This window comes from Arthrobacter sp. TJ-263, from assembly GCF_058269155.1.
In genome coordinates this window covers 501,893-526,591 of sequence record NZ_JBZCNE010000002.1, presented here as the reverse complement: position 1 = coordinate 526,591, position 24,699 = coordinate 501,893, and the positions used below count along the sequence as shown (strand labels likewise).

Here is a 24,699-nt window from a genome sequence, read left to right as displayed (position 1 = left end):
GAAAGCGAGCGGGAACCGCTGCATGAACTCTGGATCACAGAAGGAAAAGGTATGTCACTGCGTCCAAAATAGCACCGAGCGTCGCCGGGCGTGAGGGGGACGGCGCGGCATCAGCCTGCGCTGGACCGGCTCAGTCCTCGACCCGCACGCGTCGGGCGAGGTGCGGATAGTCGACGACGATGCCGTCATCGTCGACCATGAGGTCCGCCTGGAAATCCCCGCCGGAGTTGGCGTAGCGGACCGATCTCCCCGCCTCTGCCGGGCCGGTCGCGTAGACCTGGTCGCTCCGGAGAACCCGGAGCGACGGCATCTCGACCCACGCCATGACCAAGGTGGTGTCGGGGACGGCGTGCTCGAGGAAGCCCAGACGCCTGATCGGCATCGTGTTCGTGACCGGGCACAATGCGAGATCGCAGTCGATGGCGCCCCGCAGGCTTTCCGGCTCCTGAAGCCCGGGAGGTTCAAGCGCAGTGTCACCCCAGCCGGATGCATCAGCCATCCAGCCGCCGTCGCCGTCGTGAATGAGGGCAAGCGAGCGGCCCCAACCGCGGCCCTGGACGCTCACGTGCAGTGAACGGGTGACCCATCCCGCCCCGACATCGAGCTGCCAGGAACTGGCATACGACGGTGTCAGTGAGACGCCATGCCCGCTCAGGCGGTGCTGCGCGAGGGTAAGCACTGCGTGGTCCAGGCGATCCGGATCGTCGATGCCGCGCCAAGTGAAAAGGGAGGACATCACCCCAGCATGCCGCGCTCGTCCGGCGCGGGACAAGGGGCCCCTGCCAGGGAGTGGCGGTGCTCAGGAGTGGAAGTGCCCAGTGAAGTGGCACGCGGTCCCTCACGGGCAGGACGACTTGAATGCTGCCCGTAACGAGGGGGCAGAGAATGTTCGTTGCGAACCGCCTCGTGTCCGGTTCACCGGTTGATGAGGTGCCACAGGATGACATCGTGGGCGTGCTTGGCTTTCTCATCACCGCGGAAGTCTGCTTCGAAGGCTTTCGATCCCGCTGATACGGCGATCGAGGAGCTGGACGCGAACTTCCCGAGCATCGACTTGTTGGTCAGCATCGATACCGCCTGGATGTTTCGATAGGGCAGGGAAGTCAGCGCCACCTTGTTGCCCACGAAGCTCTTGTCCTGAAGGATGACGCGTTGGTTGGTGAGCCCGATGAAGCCTGTTCCGACTCCGATGCAGTCATAGACAGCAACGGCTTGCTCTCCCTGCAAGAGCCCGGACAGGATCATCTGTAGCTGCTCCGGCCGGTCGTGGACGATCTGATTCATGTGAGTTCCTTCTGCGGGTTGGTCCTCCGGGTCCATCTGACGACGGAGGGATCATTGGGATCTTTCATCAGTTGCAATCCTGCTGTCTCGGCCTGAGCATGACACCATTTGCTCAATCCACCAGGGGCGAGATCGGCCAGCTTTATGCCGCCCTTCAGGTGCTGACCCACAAACGAGCCGAACAGGCCGATGTGCACGCCGCTCGACTTCAAGTGCGTATCTTGCAGTGCTGCGATGAATGCATCACGGAGGTGCTCCGAGCTCGGCTTTGATGCGGGCACCCGGCGGGTCACGTGCCCTTTGAGATGACTGGCAGCAGACGACTTGGAGGCCTTCGTGGCCGGCGGCGGGGATTTTGGCGGGTTTGCAGCGGACTGTGGCGAGGCGTCAGATCGAGGGGCGGGACTGCCCTGCGGGAGCGCGGGAGCTCCAACTGGCACGGGAGCCGCGACTTGGGCTGGAGCCAGCGGTACGGGAGCCGTCATCGGAGTCGGAGATGCTGCTGTAGGTGGGTCTGGAGTTTCGAGCAGCGAAGCCAGTTCGAGATGCAGTGCCGCCAGCTCACGATGAATTGCTGCCATGCGGACAGCAGGATCCGGCTGCACGGGCGGAGGAGGGTCCAGTTTCCGGCGCACCGCCGAGCCGATCGAGCAGCGGAAGAGATCGGTCAACGTCTCCGCCAGTTCACGCCGAGCGCTGCCGCCCGACACCAGCAGGGGAGCGGTAACGGCCCTGCGCTCGACCATGAGGGCCACCTCCTCGAGGGAGCCGTGGACCGCGCCGTAGCGCAACCGCTCCCGCCGGGTCGCTCCGTCGATCTGCGGTGAGTAGACGCTCGGATACAGGTTGAGGGAATGCTGGTCGACGGACGGGAAGTGCTTCCTGCTGACGTCCTGCCGCAACACCCGACGGACGGACTGCAGTTGCCTGCCTACCTGTTCCACCGGATTCGGGACCGCCGCCCCGTCCGCCAGGATCCAGGGCTTTCCCTCGTCCATGACCTGCAGCACCGTGGCCGGGTACCGCTTCCACTCGCTGAGCACGAATGTACCCCTGAGAGAGTTGTAGAACAGCCAGTCCACCTCGGCGACCGGCAGTCCCGGAGCATCCACCCGACAGTTGCTGAACGCCCAGACGTGGTGGCCAAGAAGCTGGTGCAGGCGGTTCACGTCAAGGGGATCCGGCCGGTGCGCGGCGGTGTTCTTCGAGGGGAAATGCAGCAAGGAATGACTTTCAGGTCAGGTGAGGGTCAGAACGGCAGGACGCCCGCGGCCGACGCGAGGAACGTCGCCGGCAGCGCGAGCAGCCAGCCCATCCGTCGTCGTCGTGCCTGTTCCACCAGCCGGTGCAGCGCCGCGAAGGACCGCGCCACCTCCACGGGGTCGCGGAGCTCCGACGGCGCACGCCGCCAGGTCGAGGGCTGCGCGGCGGCGGCCGCCAGCAGGGCGACCTGCTGCGGCGTGTGGACGACGGGACGCCCCGTGATCCAGCGCAGGAGCTGGCTCTCGTTGAGTACCGCGACGGACCTGTGCTTCTCCTTCACGGTCACCTGCTGCGCGTCGACGACGACGATCGCGGCCTCCGCGGTCACCGCGTGGCGGACCGCCGCCGAGAGCAGCTTCCCGGCCCGAACAGCCTCATGCTCGGAGTTCCGGATGTAGGGGTGGCGCGTCCCGGCAACCAGGAAGGTGCCCTTCGCCGTCCAGATCCTCTGACCCGGATGCCGCTTCGTGTTGAGGGTGAAGACGCCCGTGGGGCCGATCACCACGTGGTCGATGTCGGCCGACTTCTCGCCGACCGGTACAGCGTGCAGGACCGTCCACTCCGGCCCCAGCGCGGCGAGGGTGCGTCCCACCGCGCGCTCGCCGAGTGCACCCCGGTACCAGGGGCGGCTGGCGGCGTCGAGCAGGCGGACGCCGAAGGCCCGGGCGATGAGCCCCCTCGTGTCACGGCTGCCACGGACCTCGAGCAGCTGCTCCATCACGGACTGGCCGGGGGTACGCCGTCGCAGGAGGCCGAGGCCTTCCGGTTCGGCGAAGCTGACATCGCTCTCCAGCGGCTCGGCGGCAGCACTCATCGCGTCGTCCTCGTGCTCATCTGGGTCCCCGTTCGACTACCGCTTCACTCACGCATGGCGGATCGGGGCGGGCTGAGCCCCGCCCCGATCACCCTGAACCTATCGGCCGCAACCCGACGTCGGTCAGCGTCGAGGCGCCGGGTCGAGGCAGGATTCCGTCAGCATTTCCGCACCTCGGACCAGCTCCGAGGTGGGACAGGGCACTCCGCGAGGCTAGGCTGTCCGGGGCCCCTGAACCGGCGGCCACAGCTACAGGGAGCAACAGTGCACGGTCTCAACTTCACCGCGATCGATTTCGAGACCGCGAACAGCAAGCGTGGCTCGGTGTGTGCGGTCGGTCTGGCGAGGGTGTTGAACGGCGTCGTCGTCGAATCCGCGTCCTGGCTGATCAAGCCCCCGCGCTCCGTCAGCGAGTTCTCCTCGATCAACGTCGCCGTTCACGGCATCCGTCCAGCCGACGTCCGCTCGGCCCCGGGATGGCCGGAGAGCCTTCGGCGCATCATGGATTTCACGGGAGACGACCCGTTCGTCGCCCACAACGCGCCCTTCGACCGCTCCGTGCTGCGCGGTGCGTGCGCCGAGTCGGGGCTGGAGGCGCCGGAGAACCCGTTCCACTGTTCGGTCGTCCTCGCCCGCCGGCTCCTGGGCCTCGAGGTGAACAAGCTCCCGCACATCGCGAGGGCCCTCGGCCTCGGCACGTTCCGGCATCACGACGCCGGGAGCGACGCGGAGATCTGTGCGGCAGCCGTCGTCGCCATCGCCCGCCAGCACGCGCTGCACTCCCTGGACGTACTCTGGCCCGCAGCGGGATCGACGTCGACCCGCAGGACGCGGGTCAGCGGGCGTCCGGCCTGACGCGGCTCAGGTGCCGGAGACCTCCGGCGTCACCGGCGACCGCTGCATGGAACGCGTGCGCCACCGGACCACGGCGGTCGGCAGCCACCGGCAGAGCGCCCAGTAGCCCACCCCGACGGGAAGGCACCCGACCACGGCGACGACCTGTCCGAAGGGCATCAGCATCGGGTAGACGAGCCAGTGCGTCAGGTAGATGTACAGGGACGCGGCGGCGAGCCAGCCCGTCAGGCGGCGGAGGACCGACGGCACGGGCAGCGCCGGCACCCACGTGATGAGCAGCAGTCCCACCACGATGGTCACCTCGCGCAGCGGGTCGTCGAAGGAGCCCGGCACGGTCAGCGCGGCGAGGACGGACACCAGCAGGCGACGGCGGGTGTCGTCCGCCCGCGCGACCGCCCACCCGAGCATGAAGAGCCAGAACACGGGCAGGGGCTTGGGCAGGCCGGGATCCACGATGTCGTACCGGCTGAGCAGGGTGACCGCGAGCAGGCCCAGGGCGAAGGCGAACGGCAGGCGGCGCTCGAGGCGATCGAGCCAGGGGAGGGCGAGCAGGGCCGTCACGGCGACGAGCACGTAGACGAGCATCTCGACGAACCAGAAGTGCCACTCGCTGGTGACCTCCTGCGGCCCCACCATCCCGTTGAGCAGGAGGACGTTGGCCAGGCTGTAGTCGTCCGTGAGGACGTAGGCCACCGCGATGAACGCGACGGACGGGACGACGATCCTCGCGAGGCTCCGGGCATGACGCCGGAGCCGTGCGGACCGCGTGCCGGTGAGCTGGAACCGCGCGAAGTTGAAGCCGGCGATGACGAAGAGCAGGTGCGCCGTGTGAAAGGTGAACAGCTCGACGTGGGCGGCGACGATGCAGACGGTCGCGACGGCCCGCAGCACGATCGACGGCTCCAGGAAGGACACGAGGCGACGGCGGCGGGGCTTGCTGCGGCCGGCCAGCTCACCGACGGGCAGGAGGTGCCAGTCGGCGGGCAGCGGACCGAGCGCCGCCTCGAGCCGGACCGACAGGGCCACGTAGGAGAGCGAATCGCCGTCGAGTGTGACGAACGTGTCCGCGTCGCGCACATCGGGGCGGTCCAGACACTCCGCGAAGATGCGCGGGACGTCGGCGGGCCCTTCCCGTACCGGGCGCTCCTCCGAAGCCGGGACAACAGCCGGGGCCGCGAGGCGGAGGACGGCGGGGTAGTCGATCTTGCCGGTGCCCATCCGGGGCAGGCGTTCCACCGTGTGCAGCGCGATGGCGGTGCGGGGCAGCCCGAGATCGACGGCGAGGACCTTGGCCAGCATGCCGCCGTCGTGCTCTCCCTCGACGGCGATCACCAGGCCGTCGTCGTCGGACCCGGCGACGGCGGCGACCGCGCCCAAATCGGCGAGGATCCGCTCCACCTGCCCGAGGTCCACCCGCAACCCGGCGATCTTCACGAAGCGGCTGCGACGGCCCACCACCTCGTAGAGCCCGTTGGCGTTCCGGCGGGCGAGGTCGCCGGTCCGCAGCTCGTGCACCTCGCGGCCGAGGGCGAAGTCCCCGGGGCTCTCGGCATAGCCGAGCATGACGTTCGGGCCGGAGTAGACCAGTTCACCGTGCGGCAGGCCGTCGACGGGGTCGATCCGGAAGGAACCGCCCGGGATCGGCACGCCGATGGTCCCCGGGTGCTCCGCCGCGAGGTCCGGCGGGAGGTAGGCCATTCGCGCGGTGGCCTCCGTGGCCCCGTACATGACGAACAGGTCCCAGCCGCGGCGCTGGCCGGTCTCCGCCCAGGCCCGCACCTTCTCGGGTGCGAGCCGCCCGCCGGCCTGGGTGATGTAGCGCAGGTTCGGCAGGTCCATGTCCGCGAAGCCCACCCGGTCCAGCAGGTCGAAGCTGTAGGGGACGGCGGCGAACGAGGTGGCGCCGCGTTCGCGGACGAGGTCCCAGAAGCAGGGGTCGACGACGGACAGGTCCGTGAGGACGAGACCTGCCCCGCGGGCCAGGTGGCTGTTGACGACGGACAGGCCGTAGCAGTAGGAGAAAGGCAGGGTGGTGGCGGCGCGGTCGTCCGGGCCGATGCCGAGGTACCCGGCGATGGACCGCGCGTTCTCCTCGAGGTTCGTCCGGGACAGCCGGACCAGTTTCGGGGAGCCGGTGGAGCCCGAGGTGCTGAGCAGCAGCGCGAGCTCGGGGTGGAGCTCATGCCGGGTGCCGGGCCGGCGCTCGTCGACCTCGAGGGACCCGCCGGACGTCCGCAGTACCACGTCGGGCTCGTAGGCGGCCACGAGGGACTCCACGGCGGCGGGCTTGTCCGCCGGGACGAGCAGCAGCGGGTGGCCGGCCGTGACCGCCGCGAGGTAGGCCACGAGGGTCTCGAGGTCGTTGCGTGCGGCGAGCAGGACGAGCCGCCGCTCCGTACCGAGGCGCATCACGACGTCGTCGACCCGCGCCGCCAGTTGGCGGTAGGAGAGCACGCCGTGGGCGGTGAGGACCGCGGGCCGGTTCCCGTGGCGGGCGAGGTCGGTGAACGTGGCCTCGGAGAGGTCCGGGTCGACGCTCATGGGGCCACCGGGGGCCTCGGGGCGTTGCGGGGCGGCGTGGTGACCGCCCGGTCGCCGACGAGGAGCGTGGGATGGGTGCCGGGGGCCACGGTCACGGTGACGGCCGTGCCGACGGGGTGGCGCACGTCGTGGGGCTGCCAGGACCGCAGGGTGCGCCCCGAGGCGAGCGTCACGTGGTGCAGCACGAACGCGCCGTGGTACTCCACGGCCGAGACGTGGGCGGTGGCCTCCGCGTCCGGGAGGAGGGCCACCTCGTGGGGCCGGAGGACGACGTCGACGTCCACGTCGCTGTCCGCCCACCCCGGAACCGTCGACACGACGCCGATCTCGCAGGTCAGCAGGGCGCGGTGCACGTGGGCGGGGAGGAAGTCGGCGTCGCCCATGAACGAGGCGACGAAGCGCGTGGCGGGCTGCTCGAAGACCTTCTCGGGGGCGTCGGCCTGTTCGATCACGCCGTTGTGCATGACCACCACGCGGGTGCCCACGGACAGCGCCTCCGTCTGGTCGTGCGTGACGAGCACGCCCGTGGTGCCGGTCTCCCGCAGCGCCGCCACGGTGTCGCGGCGCACCTGCCCGCGCAGCGACTCGTCGAGGCTGGAGAACGGCTCGTCGAGGAGGACGACGGCGGGGCGCGGCGCCAGCGCCCGCGCGAGGGCCACGCGCTGCTGCTCGCCGCCGGAGAGCTCGTGCGGGTACCGGTCCGCGAGGTGGGGCAGCTGGACGAGGTCGAGGAGGTCGCCGACGCGCTTCCGGCGCTCGCTGCGCGCTAGCCGGTCGAGCCCGAACTCCACGTTCCGGGCGACGGTCAGGTGCGGGAAGAGCGCGTGGTCCTGGAACACGAGCCCCACGCGGCGGTTCTCCGGGTTCACGAACCGCGTCCTGTCCGCGACGACGTCGCCGGCCACGGTGATCCGCCCCGCGTCGGGCCGCTCCAGGCCCGCCACGAGCCGCAGCGTCGTCGACTTGCCGCACCCCGAGGGGCCGATCAGCGTCACGAGTTCACCCGCGGGGATGGCGAGGTCGAGTGCCTCCACGCCGCGGGCGGACCCGTAGTGCTTGGTCACGCCTTCGAGGGTGAGTGCGGGCGGGGCGCCGGCCGTGCCGGTCTCGGCCGGTGGCGCGCTCTGCATCTGTGCCGTCACTGTCCTTCCCTTCCTGAAGAAGCGATCCCGTGTGCCTCGCGCCCACGGGTTTGGCGGACGAGCACGAACACGGGGATGATGGCCGCTGCCACGATGACGAGGGCCGGGAGGGAAGCCTTTTCCCAGAAGTTCTCGCGGGCGAGCTCGTAGACCCAGACGGACGCCGTGGTGAAGCCGAAGGGCCGCAGGAGCAGCACGATGGGCAGTTCCTTGATGGCGTCGATCACCACGAGCATCAGGGCGACGGCGACGCCGGGCCGGGCGAGGGGCAGATGCAGCCGCCCGAGGATGCGGCGCGGTCCGGCGCCGAGGCTCAGCGCGGAGGACGTGACGGTCGGGGCGATCTTCTCGAGGCTGGCGCTGACGGACTGGTAGGCCGGGGCGAGGAACCGGATCACGTAGGCGTAGAGGATGCCGACCACGGAGCCGGTGACGATCAGCCCGGTGCCTCCGGGCACGCCGGCACGCTCCAGTGCGGTGTCGAGGGCGGCGAAGGACAGCAGGACACCGATGCCGATGACGGCACCGGGCACCGCGTACCCGAACGTGGTCAGCTGCGCCGCGAAGGAGACGACACGCCCCCCGCCCATCCGGATCGCGTGGCCGACGCCCAGGGAGAGGGCGACGCACGCGGCGGCGGTGATCGCCGCCACCAGGAGGCTGTTGGCCAGGTACTCGGCGAAGCGCGGGTCGGCGAGGAAGGACGCGTCGGAGACGATCTGCCCGAACGCCCAGATAAGCAGTTGCCCCACGGGGATGAGGAACCCGGCGGACAGGGCGGCCACGCAGAGCGCCGTCGCGGTCCAGGCGCGTGCGCCCCGCAGCCGTTCCGGCTGGAAGCCCTGCCGGCGTCCGCCCTGCTGGTGGTAGCGCGCCCGCCCCCGCAGGGCCCGCTCGGCGGCCAGCACGGCCACGGCGAACAGGAGGACGAGGACGGCGAGCTGCGTGGCGGCGTGGAAGTTGAAGGTGCCCTTCCAGACGAGGTAGACGCCCACCGAGACGGTCTGCACGTTGAAGTACTGCACCGTGGCGAAGTCGGTGAGCGTCTCCATCATCACCAGGGCCAGCCCTGCGGCCAGGGACGGCCGGGCGAGCGGCAGCACCACGCGTCGCAGGGCCTGCCCGCGCGTGGACCCGAGGGTGCGGGCGGCGTCGTACGTCCCCGAGGACTGCTCGATCAGCGCCGAGCGCGCCATCAGGTAGACGTACGGGTACAGGGACAGCGTCATCACGAGGATCGCGGCGGGCAGCGAGCGGACCTCGGGCACCCATACGCCCGTCCCGAAGACGGTCCGCAGGAGCGACTGCACGGGGCCGGCGACGTCGAACACGGAGAGGAAGATGAACCCGAGCACGTAGGCCGGCACGGCCAGCGGCAGGACGAGCAGCCACACCAGCAGGTCACGCAGCGGGAACCGGTAGGCGGTCACGAGCCACGCCAGGCCCCCGCCCACCAGCAGCGCTCCCGCGCCGACGCCCAGCATCAGGGCGATGGTGGTGAGGATCATCGGGACGAGGTCCCGCGGCGGGGCGGTGCTGCCGAGGCTCCCGAGTCCGTCGATGACGACGGCCAGGACGGGGGTGGCGACGACGACGGCGACGGTGACGACCAGCGCCGACCAGGCCGGTCGGCCGACCCCGTAGGTCCGGTCGCGACGGCGGGGCGGCCGCGGCTCGGCGAGCGCCGCCGTGTCCGTCACTTGTATCCGGCCTCGGCAAGCAGGTCGACGGCGTCGGCGTTGAGCGTCCCGTAGGCCTCGGCGTTCAGCGGCATGCGCGTGAACTCGCCGAAGGCGGCGATGACAGGCTCGGGCTCGACGGTCGGGTTGACGGGGAACTCGTGGTTGGCGTCGACGAAGGCGTTCTGCCCGTCCGTGGCGAGCCACTCGATGAGCTGCTGCGCGTCCTCGGCGCTGTCCGAGCCTTCGACCACGCCCGCGCCGGAGATGTTCACGTGCGTCCCGGCACCCTCCTGGCTCGCCCAGAACAGGTCCACCTTGAGGTCGGGGTTCTCCTCGAGGGTCCGGGCCAGGTAGTAGTGGTTGTTGATGCCGACGTCGCACGTGCCGGCGTCGATGGCCTCGAGCAGCAGGATGTCGTTGCTCATGATCGCGACGTCGTTGGCCACCCAGCCCTCGACGATCTCGAGGGCCCGCTCCCGGCCGTGGAGGTCGATCAGGCTGGCCACGAGGGACTGCGTGTAGGCGGAGGTGGCGTCCCGCATGCACAGGCGGCCCTTCCACTTCGGGTCGGCGAGGCCCGCGTAGGTCTCGGTCGCATCGAACTCGGCGGGGTCCACGGCGTCGGGGTTGTACGTGACGGTCCGTGCGCGCAGGGCGAGCCCGTACCAGCGGCCCTCGGTATCGCGCAGGTCCTCGGGGACGGCCTCGTCGAGCACCGGGGAGTCGGTCGCGGCGAGTTCGCCCTGGCGCGCGCCGTTCCAGAGGTTGCCGGCGTCGACGGTCATGAAGACGTCCGCGGGGGTGTCGTCGCCCTCGGCCTTGAGGCGCTCGAGGAGCTCGGCGTCGTCACCGGTGATGAACTCGACGGTGATGCCCGTCTCCTCTGTGAACTGCCCGAACGCGCCCTCGAGGTCGTAGTGCCGCGCCGAGTAGATCTGGAGGTCCGCGGAGTCGCCGCCGATGGCGCTGCAGCCCGTGAGGATGGATGTCAGGGCGGTCAGGCCGACGAGCGTTTTCGTCAGGGGGCGCGGGTGCATCAGGGTCTCATCTCAGGCGGGGGAAGTCGTCGGGAGAGCACAGCCCTCTAGGCAAGGGTAGCCTAATCTAAGTCGACGCGGCCATTCGGTGGATGCGTCGTCAGCTCAGGATGTCCTTGGTGCTGAACCGCCCGTAGGCGAGGCTCCCGAACACGGCGATGTAGCCGAACTGCAGCAGGGCGTTGTCGAGGAAGCTGTTCCACACGAGTGGTTGACGCAGGAAGTCGGCGAAGCCCAGCCAGTAGTGGGTGAACAGCCACGGGTGCAGCCATTCGAGCTGGGGGAGCGCGCCGAGGATCTGCGCGACGGCGGCCAGGGCGGCCGTCGCGGCCATCGCGCCCACCGGGATGGTGGTCAGCGTGGAGATGAACAGCCCGATGGCGCTGAGCCCCATGAGCGATACCGTCACGTACAGCGCGAGCAGCAGCAGCCGGCCGAAGTAGCCGACGATGCCCACGGTGTCCCCCGACAGGAGCGTCACCGGGCCCACGGGGAACAGCAGCGCCCCGATGATCGCGCCGGTGACCACGACCGTCAGGGTGGCCACGAGGCAGAAGAGCGCCGCCCCGGTGTACTTCACGAGCAGCAGCCGGATGCGGCCCGCGGGGGCGACGAGCAGGTACCGGAGGGTACCGAGGTTGGCCTCACCCGCGATCGTGTCTCCGGCGACGACGCCGATGGTCAGCGGCAGGAACAGCGGAATGGCCACGGTCAGCGCCGTGAGCGAGACGAACAGGCCGTTCTGGGTGATGCTGTCGAGGAACGCCGGGCCGCGTCCGCTGGCCGAGCCGTCGGAGGAGACCCGGACGACGACGGCGATGAGGATGGGGATCAGCGCCAGTGCGCCGATCATCGCCCACGTGCGGAGCCGCCGGAACAGGACGGTGATCTCGGACAGGACGAGCGAGAGGCCCAGGGACCGTTCAGCCGGCAACGTCGAACCCCTCTCCCGTGAGTGCGACGAAGCGGTCCTCGAGCGAGGCGCCGCTGGCCTCGAAGCCGCGGACCCGCACATCGGCATGGACCAGAGCGGCATTGACGGCCTCGGGCAGGAGCCCGGGGACCGCCAGTTCGGCGGCGACGACGTCGTCGCGCCCGTGGGGTTCGGGGCGGAGGCCGAGGCCGGTGAGGACCCGGCGGGCATCGGCCAGGTCCGGCGTGGTGACGCGGACCCGGACGGTGCCCCCGTCCCGCAGTTCGTCGAGGGAGCCCTGGGCCACGAGCCTCCCCGCGCTCATGACGGCGATCATCGTGCACATCTGCTCCACCTCGGCGAGCAGGTGGCTGGAGACGAAGACAGTGGTGCCGTCCTCCGACAGGGACCGGATGAGGCTGCGGACCTCGCGGGTGCCCTGCGGGTCGAGGCCGTTGGTGGGTTCGTCGAGGATCAGCAGGTCCCGGGGGGCGAGCAGCGCGTTGGCGATCCCGAGGCGCTGCTTCATGCCGAGCGAGTAGGCGTGCGCCCGCTTGTTCGCCGCATGGCTGAGGCCCACGCGCTCGAGGGCGGCGTCCACACGCCGGTTGCGGGTGGCGGGGGAGGTGTGGCGGTCGGCGGCGTCGAACCGCTGCAGATTGGCGCGTCCGGAGAGGAACGGGTAGATGGCGGGACCTTCGACGAGGGCTCCGACGCGGGGCAGGACGGCGCGCGCGTCCTTCGGCATGTCGCCGTCGAGCAGCCGGATCTCGCCGCTGGATGCCGCGGCGAGGCCGAGGAGCACACGGATGGTGGTGGTCTTCCCGGACCCGTTGGGGCCGAGGAAGCCGAACACGGTGCCGCGGGGCACGGCGAGGTCCACGCTGTTCACCGCTTTCTGGCGGCCGAACTCCTTGGTCAGTCCGCGCGTCTCGATCGCGAACCCGTCGGCGCTCACCCGCGGACCCGCACCGGGAGTGCAGGGTCCGCTGGATCCTCGGCGATCACCGCTGGGCTGCGGCGACGAGCTGGTCCACGCCGACGGCGCCCGCGAGGATGCGGCCGTCGTCGGTGACGAGCACCGAGACCAGGGAGGTCTGCAGGGCGCTGCCGCCGTCGACCTCGGTGAGGGCCTGGTCCAGCATCGCCTGCGCTCCGGCGACCTCCTCGGGGTCCATGCCGGGCTTGATGTCCATGATGTCGCCCATCCCGACTGCCTCGCCGCTGCCCGGGGCGACCCCGAGCTTCGCTGCGGTGCCGGCGGGCAGTTCCACGATGGTGCTCCAGCCTTCGCCGAGGACCACGGGCTCGTCTGTCGCGACGGGCTCGTCCTTCGCCTCCATGCGGGCCCTGGCGTCGTCCACCGTGGGTGCCTCGGTGACGGTGGCGTCGGCGGGCGGGGTGAACTCGAAGATGCCGGCGTCGGGGATGCTGAAGTCGACGGCGCTGAAGCCGGCCTGGAACGCGGCGTCCTCCTGGCCCTTGGCCTGGACGGTGACGCTGAGCGGGACACCGGTCTCGGAGTCGACGGAGACGGCGATGGAGCCGATCAGGGTCGTGGCGTCCTCGGGGGTAAGCCGCAGTTCGTAGGCGCTGCGACCGGCCACACGACTCGTGCCGTCCACGGTCACCTCGGTGGACGGGTCGATCGTCGCGAGGAACACCTCGGCGAGCTCCGCGGGGGTGCGGGGGACGTCCTGCAGTTCGGGGTACTCGGCGGCCTTCTCCTGCAGTTTCGCCTCGAGCTCTGCCTTCGCGGATTCGCGGTCGGGCAGGACGGCGTGCATGGCCTCGTTGGCGCTGGAGTCGTAGAACCAGACGTCGTCCTGATTGACGACGACGTCGCGCTGGGCCAGCTGGTCGAGCACCTGGACGCGTGCCCGGTCCGGTCCGTCGACGTAGACCTGCGCGGTGTGGTCGGCGGTGAGGAGTTCGAGCGCGGTGGAGGTGGGGTCCGAACTGGAGGTGCCGCCCGGAGGGGTGGCCATACTGATGTCGGGCAGGCCGAGGTCCGAGGACTGCTCGACGGTGCCGGAGTAGGCGTCATCCGTGCTGGTCGCCACGAATTCGAGCAGTTCCTGCGCGGTCTTCGCAGGGAGCTGCGGTTGGGCTTCGGCGACGGCGGACCCACTGACCGCGGCGGTGACGATGACGACCGGGACGATGCCGGCGGGGAGCCAGCGCCAGTTCTTGTTCATGATTGAGCCTTCCGAACGAATCTGTGCCCCATCTGGTGTTAACGCTACACCCGCAAGCTGGACGTTCTGTGGGCACGGGTACTGCTTGAACGAGCGGAAGCGGCGGCACGTGCCGGGCACGAAAAAGGGCGGCCGGGGCCGCCCTTCGTTCATGCCGGGATGGATCAGCGGGTGACGCGACGGCGACCCGAGAGGCTCTCGGCGACGCCGATCAGGAGCACTGCTGCGATGACCGAGACGATGAAGCCGATCACGTTCAGTTCCATGATCTGTCCGGTGCCGAGGAAGCTCGCGATGGTGCCGCCGATGAGGGATCCGACGATGCCGAGCAGGAGCGTGGCGATCAGGCCGAGGTTCTGCTTGCCGGGCTTGATGAGTCGAGCGAGTGCGCCGATGATGAGGCCGGCGATGATGAATCCGATCATGATGAGTCTCCTTCTGAGGCCCGCGCTGCGCGGGAAGTATGGGGTCCAGCCGGTCGGGACTCCCTGCCGGCCATGCTCCGGGCGGTGTGGCAAGCCCGGCATACGCGGCCGTGGTCCTTGCCCCCGGCGTCGATCGGTATCCATCATAGAGGAATGAGAAGCCTACTGAATAATTCGGATGCATCGACCTAGGCATCGACAAGGCCACCGCAGGAGGTCGAACGGCTCCAGTTCCGCCGGGCGCACCAGGCCCCAGGGCGCACGTCGGATCCTCGGCCTCGTGGTCGGGTGGCTGCTGGTGCTGATCGGCCTCGCCGCGCTCGTCCTTCCGGGACCGGGCCTGCTGGCGCTCGTCGCGGGCCTGGCCGTCCTGGCCCAGCAGTACGACTGGGCGCGGCGGTGGCTCCGGCCGGTCAAGGAGAAGGCCTTCGCGGGGGCCGCGCAGGGCGTGAAGACCACGCCGAACATCGTCCTCAGCTTCTCGGGGGCCCTCGGACTCGTCCTGCTCGGGGTCCTGTGGGGCGTGCAGCCCCCGGCGCCGGGGTGGTGGCCCCTGAGTGCGACGTGGTGGATCCCGGGCGGGTGGAGCGTCGGTCCGGGTCTCGCCCTGTCCGGCGTGCTCGCGGCCCTCTTCATCGTCTACAGCATCCGCCGCTTCCGGCCCGGGCACTGAAGATCACCGGAGCGTATCGATCCGGGAGACCAGTGGAACCACGCAAATTACTAAGCGTACTGTCGAAAAGGTATCCGTCCGGGCACAGGTCCTGTCCAACGATCGAAGGAGAATCCCATGACGAACGTCGGCGCCATGCTCGACACCTACCCCCAGGGACGCGACGGGTTCAACCGCGACCTGCTGGTCGAATGCATCGAGGCATGCTTCGAATGTGCCCAGACCTGCACGGCATGTGCTGATGCCTGCCTCGCCGAGGACATGGTGGCCGAGCTGCGCAAGTGCATCCGGACGAACCTCGACTGTGCCGACGTCTGCGACAGCACCGGTCGCGTCCTCTCCCGACACACCGGCTATGACGCGAACCTGAGCCGGGCCGTTCTCGAAGCCTGCCGGGCAGCCTGCAGGGCGTGCGGGGACGAATGCGCCCAGCACGCGGAAATGCACGAGCACTGTCGGGTGTGCGCAGAGGCCTGCCGACGGTGCGAGCAGGCGTGTGACGCACTGCTCTCGTCGATGGCGTAGGCGGCGCACATGTGGTTCGACTCCTGGGCGGATGTTCTCCGGGTCCTCATCGTGGGTACCGTCTCCTACGCCACCCTCGTGGGGGTTCTCCGGCTCTCGGGCAAGCGGACCCTGGGCCAGCTCAACGCGTTCGACTTCATCATCACCGTGGCCCTCGGATCGACGCTTGCGACGATCCTGCTCAGCTCCGACGTCGCGTACGCCGAGGGCCTGGCTGCCCTGGCGCTGCTCGTGGGCCTCCAATGGGTGGTGGCCCGGGTCTCTGCGCGGTGGCCGAAGGCCCGCGGCGTGGTGACGGCGAAGCCCGTCGCGCTGGTCGTGGACGGGGAACTGCAGAGGGACGAGCTGCGCCGGAACCGGCTCACGGAATCGGAAGTGTTCCAGGCGGTGCGCGGCACGGGTTCGGGCGACCTGTCCTCCGTAGCCGCCGTGGTGCTCGAGACGAACGGGAAGCTCAGCGTGATTTCCGGAAGCACACGTGGTAGCGGTTCGGCCCTGGAGGGGGTCAGCGGCTACCCGGGACGGGCGCGATGAGCGCGACGACGGCGCGCAGTGAACGCGCGGGGCTGGAGCGGGCGGAAGCAGCGGCCGCGAGACTCGACAGGCCGATGGGCGTCCTCGGCGTGATCTTCCTGTTCGTCGTCCTGGGGCAGCTGCTGGCGACGGGCGCCGGCGTGATCACGGCCTTCACCGTTGTGGGATGGATCTTCTGGTCCGTCTTCGTCGCCGAATTCCTCCTGCGCGCCTACATCGCCGGGTTCAGCAAGGCGTTCTGGACGAAGAACTGGTGGCAGGTGGTGTTCCTCCTCGTGCCGTTCCTGCGCTTCTTCCGTGCCCTGCAGGCGCTGCGCTTCGTTCGTCTCGCGCGTTACGCCCGCTTCGGAGGGATCGTCTCCGCGGGCATCCGGGGCTCACGATCGGCGGGTCGCCTGCTGTCCAGCCGTATCGGCTGGCTCGCGGCCGTGACCGCCGTCGTGGTCCTGGCATCGAGCCAGCTGCTCTACGCGACCGGCACGCACGACTCGTACGCGGACGCCCTGTTCGAGGCCGCGATGGCGACGATCACGGGGACGGGCCTCACCCCGACGACCTCCTTCGCGCGCATCCTGCAGGTCCTGCTCGCGGTGTACTCGGTGGCCGTCTTCGCGACGCTCGCGGGGTCGCTCGGAGCGTACTTCCTGCGCGGGGCCGATCCGGCGCCGAGAGCCGCCGCGTCCGTTCCTGCCCCGGCGGCCGATGGTGCCTTCGTTCGTGCAGGCGAGGTGGGCACCGACCGGGAGGTATGACCCGAGGCGCGCGACGACGCGCCCCGGTGGGACGCGTCGTCGGTGGAGGGACTCGGTGCAGGGGCTACCTCCTGCCGTAGTCCAGGCGGGTCCGCTCGAGGGTGCCCTGCGGCTGGGTCGGGAGAGTTTCGGGTCCGGGGTTGCCCGCTACTGCGTTGGTGGTCGCGTAGAGGTACTTGCCGTCCACCTCGACGTCGGCGGGCCGGGTGACCTCACGGAAGGGCACTGCCTCCTCGGTCCCCGCCGCGATGACCGAGATCCTGTCGGCGAACAGCTCGGCCACGAACAGGTTGCCGCGGCGGTCGAAGGCCAGCCCGGTGGGCGAGGTCAGACCGGAGACGACGAGCTCGACGTCACCCGACCTGGGATCGAAGCTGCGCACCGACCCGAGCGTCGGATCCTCCGGGACCCCGGGCAGCGACGTCAGGTACAGCAGGCCGTCGGGACCGGACTCGATGTCGGTGGGGACGGGTTCGGAGTTGAACGTCAGGCCGCGGACACAATCGGGAAGCGCGATGCCCTGTCCCTTGAGTGAGGTGAGGAGCTCCTCCGTGACCGGCGTGGCCACCGGTTCGAGGACGGTCGCGTCGACCGTCTCGCGCCGCGTGTCCACGGTCCAGATGACGTTGGCCCCGGCATCGGCGACGTACACGTGACGTCCCGAGTGGGACGCCGCCGTCGCGTAGGGGTGCGAGTAGGCGTCGCCTCCGTGCGGGAGCAGGAAGGGGAGCAGGTCCTGGGGGAGCTGGGCCGCGCACTCCTCGGGGAGGTCCTGGAACCCGTACTCGTTGTCGGCGTCGTAATTGTTCTCGGTCTCGAGCGCGGCGAGGTCCGCGAGCACGCGCGGCTCGCCGTCCTCGAGGACGCTGACCTTGGCGACGACCGGGTCGGGGCTGCCCGGGCCGCCGGCGCTCTCGGTGTAGTACACGTCGCCCTTGGTGATGGACACGCTGCCGATCTCGATGCCGGGACGATCGAGCACCGTGGCGACGGTCCTGCTGCGGTCCACGCTGGTGAGTCTGCCCGCGAAGTTCTGCGAGACGTAGGCGGTGTTGTCGCGACCGATGCCCACGCGGAGCGGGCTGACGAGTCCGGTGGCCAGTTCGGTCGTGTCGCCGGCCGTCACCGTCCCGCCGCGGTGCGCGGAGATGGTCACCGTGGGGGACGCCGTGGCGGCGCCGGCAGCGGACAGGAGGGCGACGGCGAGTGCCGCCGCCACGATGGGCGTGTTCTTACCCTGCATGATGGATGTCCTATGGGGTGCGTTTCATCACGAGACGCTGTTACCGGCCCCAGCACCGAGAAGCGGCGGCTGGGGCCGCTTTCCGACGGGCGCGGCCCTGGTGCCCAAGGGCATTCGCGCACCTGCCATGGTAGGACCGCACCGGACGGGTGTCGACCGTCCCACGACCCTAAAGAGCGGTGCCGGTCAGTCGGAGAGGGTCCGGATCTGGTCCAGGAGTTCGCGTGCTTTCTCTTCCGCACCGGCCTCGGAGTGCAGGTGCGCCGCAGCGGTCAGGTGGTGGGCGGCCTGCCTGGGGGACCGGCGCGCCGCGTAGTACAGGCCGAGGCTCTCCTCGAGCCCCGTCTCGGACTCGAAGTCGAGCAGATCGCGCTGGTCGATCAGGCGCTTCAGCAGCTCTTCCGCCGTATCGAGGTCCGCCGTCAGGAGAGCGAGCCTGACCTGCGCGAGCTGGAGTTCCAGCCGTTGGGTCTCGGTGCCGATGATCCGGAGCCCGAGCTCCGCGTTGGCGAGCGAGGCCCGGACCGAGTCGTCCACGAACCCCAGGACCAGTTTGTAGCCGGCGCTGGCGCAGTGGAACTCGGTCCAGGTCTGCAGGTCCGCCTGCGGCAGCAGCAGCTCGCCCGCGAGCGCGTAGTACTTCTCGCCGACCTCCGGGTCCCCACGGCGGAAGGCGACGTTGCCGATCGCCCAGGCCCCTCGGGCGACGAGGAGTGACGGCACGGTCAGCATTCCGTCGCTGATGTCCAGGCTCGTCGCCACCTCCCATGCCTCGTCCAGTTCCCCTTTGACGGAGAGGGCGGCGATGAGGATGAAGGCCGCCTGCAGGCGGGCCGGTGCATGGTCCGGGAGTCCGGCGGCGAGCTCCATCGAACGGCGCGCGAGCTCGAGGGCTTCGGCGAGCCGTCCCGCGTTCCGCGCGATGGTGGACAGCCGCCCCTGGACGACCGAGCGCAGTTCGGGTGTGGCGACCATCAGCGACGACCGGTCCATGGACAGCAGGACGTTCTCTGCCTCGTCGAGCCGGCGCAGGCCGATCAGCGATTGGGCCTGGAGCATGGACATGTCCCACCAGGCCGGGGCGTTCCGCTGCTCGTGGGCAATGCTCGCGGCGTGTTCCGCCTCGGATGCTGCCAGCGCGTTGTCGTGCATGTCCCGCGCGTAGTTCGCAGCGAACATGGCGCTGGTGAGACCCGGCTGGTCATCGACGGCCGGCTGTTCCACCCACCAGCCCAGGGTCCGGGCGTCCATACCGAGCCGTGCGGCGAGATGCTGCACCATGTCCGGCGTGGGTTGGCGCAGCCCGCGCTCCAGCAGGGAGACGAACTGGGTGGAGTAGACCCCGTCTCCCAGTTCCGCCTGCGTCAGTCCCGCAGCGGTGCGCGCCTGGCGCAGCATGTCTCCGAATCGCATGTTGTTCATCCCCCAAGAACGCGGCCACGGCGGCCCGCCCCATGCAAAGGCCCTGTCCGTGACTCCCCTTGTCTAACAGATGCCGTGGACAATCAGGAAAAGCGCCGACGGGTTCCCTCAGCCGAGCCGACCGAGGTAGGTGGAGAAGCCCGCCGGGACCCGGCCGACGGTGCGCGACGACGTCGAGACGGTCAGTGCCCCGGAGGCGGCCCACCGCGCGCCGGCCGCCTTGGCCCGCTCCACGAGGCGGACGTCCTCGTCTTGCTCCCATGGGCCGAAGCCGCCGAGCTCCAGGTAGGTGCTTCCCCTGATCCCCAGGTTCGCGCCGTGGACGTGGTGATGTCCGTCGATGGGCACGTAGGCGGCGGACCACAGCCGCAGCCGTTCGCCGTTGTCGGGGGTCAGGGTGGGCCGGACCGTTCCGAGGACGAGATCGTGGTCGCTGCCGAGACGGTGGTGCTGGAGGAGCCAGTCCCGCGGCACCGTGGTGTCGGCATCGGTGTTCGCGATCCAGGTGCCGACGGGCAGGCTGCGGGACTTCGCCAGCGCAAACCTGACGCCTGCGTCACGGGCCGCACCGACGGAGCCGAAGCTGCCCGAGATGACGGAGATGCCCGGTACCGTGCGTGCTTCGGCCGCGGACCGGTCCGTGCAGCGGTCGAGGACCACGGTCACGGACACGAGGATCCGCGGGACGGTGCGGAGGAGGTGCAGCCGCGCGGCGTCGAGCGAGGCGAGGCACGCGGCGAGCCGTTCCTCCTCGTTGCGGGCGGGGACGACGACGGCCACCTGGCCCGGGATCACACCAGGCCCTCGCGTCGGGCGACGGAGGCGGCAGGCGCCGGGACGAAGACCTCGAGGAGGAAGTCCTCCTCGGTGTGCAGGGAGAGCGTGGGAAGGCCCGACAGGTCCCGGACGCGCTGGTGGACGGTGTCCCCGTCCAGTTCCCAGCCCTCGATGGGGTGGCGCCAGTGGCAGAGGACCAGCACGCCGTCGTCGTCGAGCGATTCACCGATGAGCCGGATGACGTCGTCGAGCTGGTCCGAGGACAGGAAGTAGCCGGTCTCCGAGAGCACGATCAGGTCGAAGGGCCCGTCCTCGCGCGGCCAGTCCCGCGGGACGGTGGCGAGCCTCGCGCCGGCGGCGGCATGCATGATGACCGCCTCGTTGGTCCGGCGCACCGCCGTCTCGCTGGTGTCGAGCGCCAGCAGGTTGTCCGACACCGCAGCGAGGTCCTTCGTGAGTGCTCCGACGGACGAGCCGATCTCCAGGGTCCGGCAGAACCGGCGCCGCGGCAGGCTGGCGATGGTCAGGGCGCGCTTGCGCTGCTCGTAGAACCGCTCGGCGACCTCCCAGGGATCCGCCCGGTCGCGGTGCAGGCGTTCGAAGGCGGACGGCACGCCGCTGACGAAGAAGGACTCGAAGCTGCGGCTGAAGTGCTCGAGGACGCCGGGCGTCAGCAGGACCTCATCGCCCGGAGCGTCGGACAGGGGCAGGGTCTGGGTGACGTGGGTGGCGAGGGCGGAGCCCTTACGGGTGCGCTCGTCGGCGCCGAGGTGGTGCAGCGACAGGTCGGCGAGCTCCTTCGCGTGCTCCTCGGCCGTTCCCCAGTGCCAGAGCCAGATGGGGTACTCGAGTAGCGCGATGGCGCGGTCGCTGCAGAACTGCGCCGCGCCGGCGCCCGCGGCGTCGTGGTCGGCGTGTCCGTCGTGGCGCCACGGGGCGGCCACCAGGGTGCGGGAGGCCTCGCCGTCGCCGAGCTCGCGGGTCAGGACCGCCGCGACGTCCTCCGGCGTGATCCCGCCGTCGGGCAGGCCCTCGAAGGTCAGCCGGGCGGCCGGCGCCAGGACCTGCAGGGCGTTGGTCACCTCGCCGCGCCGCAGCTCCGCGAGCTGCTGCGGTGAGTGGGTGGGGGAGGACGGGTGGGACGCCTCGCCGTCACTGAGGACGACGACGTCGCACCGCACGCCGTCGCGCGCGAGCCGGGAGAGCAGGCCGCCGGCTCCGAGCGTCTCGTCGTCGGGGTGTGCGGCCAGGAGGATGAACCGGGAGGGCAGCCGCCCGTCGAAGAGCTCCTCGACCTGGAGATCGCCGCCCGGTTCGCGGTCCTGCTCCCAGGTGCGCCAGTGGCTCTCCGGCGTCCCCTCGCCGTCGTGCGTGAAGCTCACCATGCCGCACCGCCCTGCTGCGATCCCTCGAGAACGCGCCGCCCGAGGGAGGCGTCGTCACGCTGTGCATGGTGCTGCCGCAGGTAGAGGTGGAGGTCGGCGACGCGGGTGGCGTGGCGCTCGTCGAAGGCCAGGGGCGCCGGGCCGAGCCCGTGGGCCGCCGCCTCGAGCACCAGTTCCGCGCAGTCGAAGGCCAGGGAGCGCACGCGGGCCGCGAGCAGTGCGCCGTCCTGTCCGCCCGCGCGTCCGTCGTCGACGGCGTCCGCCGCGGCGGCGAGTGCCGTCCGCGTCCCGTGGAGGGCGGCATCCACCCGCCCGAGGTGCATGAGGGCGATCTGGTCGGGGGTGCGGTGCCGGGACGCGGCGAGGAGGGTGCGGGCGATGCCGAGGGCACCCCCGAACCAGCAGGCCGCGACCCCGATCCCGCCCCACGCGAAGCCGTCGCGGTCGAGGTACCAGTCGGCGTTCCCGACCGGCACGGCCGCGGCGGCGTCGAAGCACACCGAGCAGCTGGTCACCGCGGCCAGGCCATGGCTGACCCAGGCGTCGGCGGGCTCCGGCGTGACGCCGTCGGCGCGAAGATCCACGGCGAAGGCCCGGCGCTTCCCCTCACGCACGTGGGCGGTGACGATCGCGGAGTCGAGGTGGTCGGCGAGGGAGCACCAGGGCTTGACGCCCGTGAGGGTCCAGGTGCCGTCCGGCCCCTCCGACGCCGTGAGTGCGACGCCGGGCCCCTCCGCGGCGAACACGCCCCACGTCCCGGCGCCGTCGGGCAGGCCGGCAGGTCCGGCGGGAGTGCCCATCCCGGCCTGGTCGAGGATCGCCAGGGCGTCGAGGTGGGGTTCGACGACGCGCGCCACCGTGAGATCCGCGGCGGCGAGTGTAGTGAGGAGCTGCCAGGTCAGGGCCGTCCTGCCCGATCCCGGCAGGGGCACCGCGGCGCCCAGTTCTCCGGCGAGCGCCAGCGTGCGCGGGAGGGAGCCCCGTGCAGCATCGACCCGGTCGACGAGGACGTCCAGCGGGTGGTCTCCGGGGTGCTGGCGCTCGGCGCGGTCCGGGGAGGGGAGCGTCGGGGATCGATCGTCGGGGCGCAGCATGTTCGAAGTCTACTGAGATCGCGGCTGCCACTTGCGCACCACCGGGTCGGTGCTCAGGCCTCGGGCGGCAGCGCCTCGTGGTGCTCCTCGCCCTTGGTGCGGCGCTCCTCCTTCATCTCCGCTTCGAAGAGGTGGCGCTTGCCCCCGACGAGGGCGTCACGCGCCTCCTTCTCGAAGGACTTGAACGCGGAGTAGTAGCTGTCGTCGTAGTCCTCCATGATCTGGAAGGTCCACCGGCCCTCGATCACGTTGCGGCCGATGATCTCCGAGGCGAGCGTGTCCGCGAGCCCCGTGTGCCCGGCCTTGCGGAACAGCTCCTCGGCCTCGGACAGGTTGAGGTCCGCCTTGCCGGTGAGCCGGTGGAAGCCGTAGAGGTAGCCGCGGGCGTGTTCCACGACCTCGAGGGCTTCGGAGAGCTTGCCGAGAGCCTCGACGGTGAGGTCGGAGACGCCGTCGGGGCGCTGGTGGTTGGAATCGGGACCGGAAGTGTCAGGGGTAGCCATACCGATCACGGTACCCAGATCGGCGGCTCTCCAGACAGCACTTTCCGGCCGGATGCTGCGGTCAGCCCAGCTCGGGCTTCGCGATCACCGCGATGTCGTCGTCGCCCGCCCCGGCGCGCTGGGCGTCGGTGAGGGACTGCAGGAGTGCCGTCACCGCGGGCAGGGGATCGGTGCTGGAGCGCAGCATGAGCCGGGCGTCCTTGGCGAGGAGATCGGCGGAGAACTGGGTGTCGCCGAACGTGCCCCCGGTGATGACGGGCCCCTTCATCCCGGCGATGACACCCAGACCCGTGCCCTGCAGCAGGTCGAGGACCGCGGCGGCGTCGAGCCCGTTGGTCCTGCCGAGGCGCAGGGCTTCCACGAGTCCCTGGAGCGTGACGCCCAGGGCGAGGTTCGCGAGCAGCTTGCCGGTCGCGGCGTCCGACGGCGTCGCCACGCGGCGCAGGCGCTCGGCATCACCCCACAGCGCGGCGAGGGGCTCGACGACGTCGACATCCCCGGCCGCGCCGCCGAGCAGGACCCCGAGCGTGCCCGCCCGCGCCGGGGCGAGGCTGCCGATCACGGGCCCGTGGACGTAGCGGACACCGGCCGCGGCGGCGTAGTCGGCGAACTCGCGGGCGTCCTCCGGGGAGACGGTGGTGACGTCCAGCCAGACGGCTTCGGCCGGGATCTCGAGCCCGGAGAGCACCACCTCGCGGACCGTGTCCGGTCCGAAGAGCACCGTCATGACGACGTCGGCGTCCTGCGCCGCCTCCTGGGCCGACCCGGCGCGGGCGGCGCCGGCGTCGTGCAGGCGGTCGACGGCGCTCGCCGTGCGGTTCCAGGCCGTGACCTCGTGGCCGGCCCGCAGCAGGTGCACGCCGAGTTCGTGGCCCATGCGTCCTACGCCGAGCAGTGCGATCTTCATGATGGTCCTCCGGTGGCTGTCGGTGTCGTCGGGCGGTCGATGGTCAGTCGGCGCTGATCTGGTGGCGGAAGGTGTCCCGCCGGGCGTGGAGACCCCAGATGACGTCCGCGAGGACGTTCGGGTCCTTCTCCGGGTCGCCCTCGATGATCCGGCCGCCGATGATCAGCTGCGAGACGTGGATGCCTTCCTCGCCGAGCACCTCGTGCAGCAGCTGCGCGTAGGCGGCCTGGCCGGCGAAGGCCACGGACGTGCCGGTCACGGAGCGGCCGGGCTTCACGGCCGAGCCGCCGTTGATGAAGAGGATGGTGCCCCGGTTCCCGCCGAGGAAGCGCATCCCGGGCAGGACCTGGTGCACGGCGGCCACGGGGCCGTAGATGGAGAACTCCACCGGACCCCTGAGGTCCGCCGGGGTGGTCTCGAGGACGGGCCGCATGAAGTCCTTCTGCGGGAGGGGGCTGTACTGCAGGACCTCGATGGGCCCGAGCGTCTCGGTGGCCGCTTCGAGGGCCGCGGCGATCGATTCGGGGTTCCGGACGTCCGCGGCGAAGCCACGGGCCTGGATACCCTCCTTGCCGAGGTCCTCCGCGAGGGCGTCGAGCTTGCCCTGGCTCCGGGAGATGAGGGCCACCGAGAAGCCCTCCGCTCCGAAACGGCGTGCCACTGCGGCTCCGAGGCCGCGTCCTGCTCCGATGATCGCGATAGTAGTCATATCGGGTGCAATTCATCAGCG

25 protein-coding genes are annotated in these 24,699 nt (G+C 70.5%); 5 read left to right on the top strand and 20 right to left on the bottom strand.

Annotated features, from left to right (window positions below; all coding sequences use genetic code 11):
- Positions 1 to 130: 130 nt before the first annotated feature.
- The 4 genes from AC4D2F_RS12940 to AC4D2F_RS12925 all read right to left on the bottom strand — a co-directional run bounded on the left by AC4D2F_RS12940 (position 131) and on the right by AC4D2F_RS12925 (position 3,361).
- A complete protein-coding gene (locus AC4D2F_RS12940; protein ID WP_490910896.1) occupies positions 131 to 736 on the bottom strand; it encodes a putative glycolipid-binding domain-containing protein in 606 nt (201 codons plus the stop codon).
- Between the two features lie 179 nt (positions 737 to 915).
- Positions 916 to 1,284: a PH domain-containing protein gene (locus tag AC4D2F_RS12935; RefSeq protein WP_490910895.1), complete on the bottom strand. Its 369-nt coding sequence runs from the start codon at positions 1,282 to 1,284 to the stop codon at positions 916 to 918.
- Positions 1,281 to 2,507 (bottom strand): hypothetical protein, encoded by a 1,227-nt coding sequence (locus AC4D2F_RS12930; protein WP_490910894.1) that lies wholly within the window; start codon positions 2,505 to 2,507, stop codon positions 1,281 to 1,283. The genes AC4D2F_RS12935 and AC4D2F_RS12930 overlap by 4 nt, the downstream gene beginning before the upstream one ends.
- A gap of 26 nt (positions 2,508 to 2,533) precedes the next feature.
- On the bottom strand, positions 2,534 to 3,361 hold the full coding sequence (locus tag AC4D2F_RS12925) for a nuclease-related domain-containing protein (RefSeq protein WP_490910893.1): 828 nt from the start codon (positions 3,359 to 3,361) through the stop codon (positions 2,534 to 2,536).
- Between the two features lie 264 nt (positions 3,362 to 3,625).
- Between AC4D2F_RS12925 and AC4D2F_RS12920 the strand changes: the two genes are divergently transcribed.
- The gene (locus AC4D2F_RS12920; RefSeq protein WP_490910892.1) at positions 3,626 to 4,216 is read left to right on the top strand and encodes a 3'-5' exonuclease; all 591 of its coding nucleotides are present in this window, start codon (positions 3,626 to 3,628) and stop codon (positions 4,214 to 4,216) included.
- A 6-nt stretch (positions 4,217 to 4,222) separates the two neighbouring features.
- Here the strand turns inward: AC4D2F_RS12920 and AC4D2F_RS12915 are convergent, their stop codons facing one another.
- The 8 genes from AC4D2F_RS12915 to AC4D2F_RS12880 all read right to left on the bottom strand — a co-directional run bounded on the left by AC4D2F_RS12915 (position 4,223) and on the right by AC4D2F_RS12880 (position 14,154).
- Positions 4,223 to 6,757 carry an AMP-binding protein gene (locus AC4D2F_RS12915; protein ID WP_490910891.1) on the bottom strand — a complete coding sequence of 845 codons (2,535 nt, stop codon included), beginning with the start codon at positions 6,755 to 6,757 and terminating at the stop codon, positions 4,223 to 4,225.
- Positions 6,754 to 7,899 carry an ABC transporter ATP-binding protein gene (locus AC4D2F_RS12910; protein ID WP_490910890.1) on the bottom strand — a complete coding sequence of 382 codons (1,146 nt, stop codon included), beginning with the start codon at positions 7,897 to 7,899 and terminating at the stop codon, positions 6,754 to 6,756. The genes AC4D2F_RS12915 and AC4D2F_RS12910 overlap by 4 nt, the downstream gene beginning before the upstream one ends.
- Complete coding sequence (locus tag AC4D2F_RS12905; RefSeq protein WP_490910889.1) at positions 7,896 to 9,599, bottom strand: ABC transporter permease; 1,704 nt, start codon at positions 9,597 to 9,599, stop codon at positions 7,896 to 7,898. The genes AC4D2F_RS12910 and AC4D2F_RS12905 overlap by 4 nt, the downstream gene beginning before the upstream one ends.
- A complete protein-coding gene (locus AC4D2F_RS12900) occupies positions 9,596 to 10,618 on the bottom strand; it encodes an extracellular solute-binding protein (RefSeq protein WP_490910888.1) in 1,023 nt (340 codons plus the stop codon). The genes AC4D2F_RS12905 and AC4D2F_RS12900 overlap by 4 nt, the downstream gene beginning before the upstream one ends.
- Positions 10,619 to 10,718: 100 nt before the next feature.
- Positions 10,719 to 11,633, bottom strand: a complete 915-nt coding sequence (locus AC4D2F_RS12895) for an ABC transporter permease (protein ID WP_490910887.1) — start codon at positions 11,631 to 11,633, stop codon at positions 10,719 to 10,721.
- Positions 11,542 to 12,489, bottom strand: coding sequence for an ABC transporter ATP-binding protein (locus tag AC4D2F_RS12890; protein ID WP_490910886.1), 948 nt, complete (start codon positions 12,487 to 12,489; stop codon positions 11,542 to 11,544). The genes AC4D2F_RS12895 and AC4D2F_RS12890 overlap by 92 nt, the downstream gene beginning before the upstream one ends.
- 46 nt (positions 12,490 to 12,535) lie before the next feature.
- Positions 12,536 to 13,729 (bottom strand): LolA family protein, encoded by a 1,194-nt coding sequence (locus tag AC4D2F_RS12885; RefSeq protein WP_490910885.1) that lies wholly within the window; start codon positions 13,727 to 13,729, stop codon positions 12,536 to 12,538.
- A gap of 164 nt (positions 13,730 to 13,893) precedes the next feature.
- Positions 13,894 to 14,154: a GlsB/YeaQ/YmgE family stress response membrane protein gene (locus AC4D2F_RS12880; protein ID WP_104168545.1), complete on the bottom strand. Its 261-nt coding sequence runs from the start codon at positions 14,152 to 14,154 to the stop codon at positions 13,894 to 13,896.
- Positions 14,155 to 14,422: 268 nt separating this feature from the next.
- Between AC4D2F_RS12880 and AC4D2F_RS12875 the strand changes: the two genes are divergently transcribed.
- The 4 genes from AC4D2F_RS12875 (at position 14,423) to AC4D2F_RS12860 (ending at position 16,638) form a co-directional block, all read left to right on the top strand.
- On the top strand, positions 14,423 to 14,827 hold the full coding sequence (locus AC4D2F_RS12875) for a PGPGW domain-containing protein (RefSeq protein WP_490911102.1): 405 nt from the start codon (positions 14,423 to 14,425) through the stop codon (positions 14,825 to 14,827).
- 117 nt (positions 14,828 to 14,944) lie between these two features.
- The gene (locus AC4D2F_RS12870) at positions 14,945 to 15,352 is read left to right on the top strand and encodes a four-helix bundle copper-binding protein (protein WP_490910884.1); all 408 of its coding nucleotides are present in this window, start codon (positions 14,945 to 14,947) and stop codon (positions 15,350 to 15,352) included.
- A 9-nt stretch (positions 15,353 to 15,361) separates the two neighbouring features.
- On the top strand, positions 15,362 to 15,886 hold the full coding sequence (locus AC4D2F_RS12865) for a DUF421 domain-containing protein (protein WP_490910883.1): 525 nt from the start codon (positions 15,362 to 15,364) through the stop codon (positions 15,884 to 15,886).
- Positions 15,883 to 16,638: a hypothetical protein gene (locus AC4D2F_RS12860; RefSeq protein ID WP_490910882.1), complete on the top strand. Its 756-nt coding sequence runs from the start codon at positions 15,883 to 15,885 to the stop codon at positions 16,636 to 16,638. The genes AC4D2F_RS12865 and AC4D2F_RS12860 overlap by 4 nt, the downstream gene beginning before the upstream one ends.
- 64 nt (positions 16,639 to 16,702) lie before the next feature.
- On the opposite strand, the gene AC4D2F_RS12855 is transcribed toward AC4D2F_RS12860, so the two are convergent.
- From AC4D2F_RS12855 to AC4D2F_RS12820, 8 genes are all read right to left on the bottom strand, one after another.
- Positions 16,703 to 17,881, bottom strand: a complete 1,179-nt coding sequence (locus AC4D2F_RS12855; RefSeq protein ID WP_490910881.1) for a ScyD/ScyE family protein — start codon at positions 17,879 to 17,881, stop codon at positions 16,703 to 16,705.
- A 186-nt stretch (positions 17,882 to 18,067) separates the two neighbouring features.
- Entirely contained in the window at positions 18,068 to 19,294 is a 1,227-nt protein-coding gene (locus AC4D2F_RS12850; RefSeq protein ID WP_490910880.1) for a helix-turn-helix domain-containing protein, read from the bottom strand.
- A gap of 117 nt (positions 19,295 to 19,411) precedes the next feature.
- Entirely contained in the window at positions 19,412 to 20,098 is a 687-nt protein-coding gene (locus AC4D2F_RS12845; RefSeq protein WP_490910879.1) for a glycosyltransferase, read from the bottom strand.
- Positions 20,095 to 21,465, bottom strand: a complete 1,371-nt coding sequence (locus AC4D2F_RS12840) for a PIG-L family deacetylase (protein WP_490910878.1) — start codon at positions 21,463 to 21,465, stop codon at positions 20,095 to 20,097. The genes AC4D2F_RS12845 and AC4D2F_RS12840 overlap by 4 nt, the downstream gene beginning before the upstream one ends.
- Positions 21,459 to 22,559 carry an acyl-CoA dehydrogenase gene (locus tag AC4D2F_RS12835; RefSeq protein ID WP_490910877.1) on the bottom strand — a complete coding sequence of 367 codons (1,101 nt, stop codon included), beginning with the start codon at positions 22,557 to 22,559 and terminating at the stop codon, positions 21,459 to 21,461. The genes AC4D2F_RS12840 and AC4D2F_RS12835 overlap by 7 nt, the downstream gene beginning before the upstream one ends.
- Positions 22,560 to 22,612: 53 nt before the next feature.
- Positions 22,613 to 23,062 carry a hypothetical protein gene (locus AC4D2F_RS12830; RefSeq protein WP_490910876.1) on the bottom strand — a complete coding sequence of 150 codons (450 nt, stop codon included), beginning with the start codon at positions 23,060 to 23,062 and terminating at the stop codon, positions 22,613 to 22,615.
- A 61-nt stretch (positions 23,063 to 23,123) separates the two neighbouring features.
- Positions 23,124 to 23,969, bottom strand: a complete 846-nt coding sequence (locus AC4D2F_RS12825) for an NAD(P)-dependent oxidoreductase (protein WP_490910875.1) — start codon at positions 23,967 to 23,969, stop codon at positions 23,124 to 23,126.
- A gap of 43 nt (positions 23,970 to 24,012) precedes the next feature.
- Positions 24,013 to 24,678: an SDR family NAD(P)-dependent oxidoreductase gene (locus AC4D2F_RS12820; RefSeq protein ID WP_104168535.1), complete on the bottom strand. Its 666-nt coding sequence runs from the start codon at positions 24,676 to 24,678 to the stop codon at positions 24,013 to 24,015.
- Between the last annotated feature and the right edge of the window lie 21 nt (positions 24,679 to 24,699).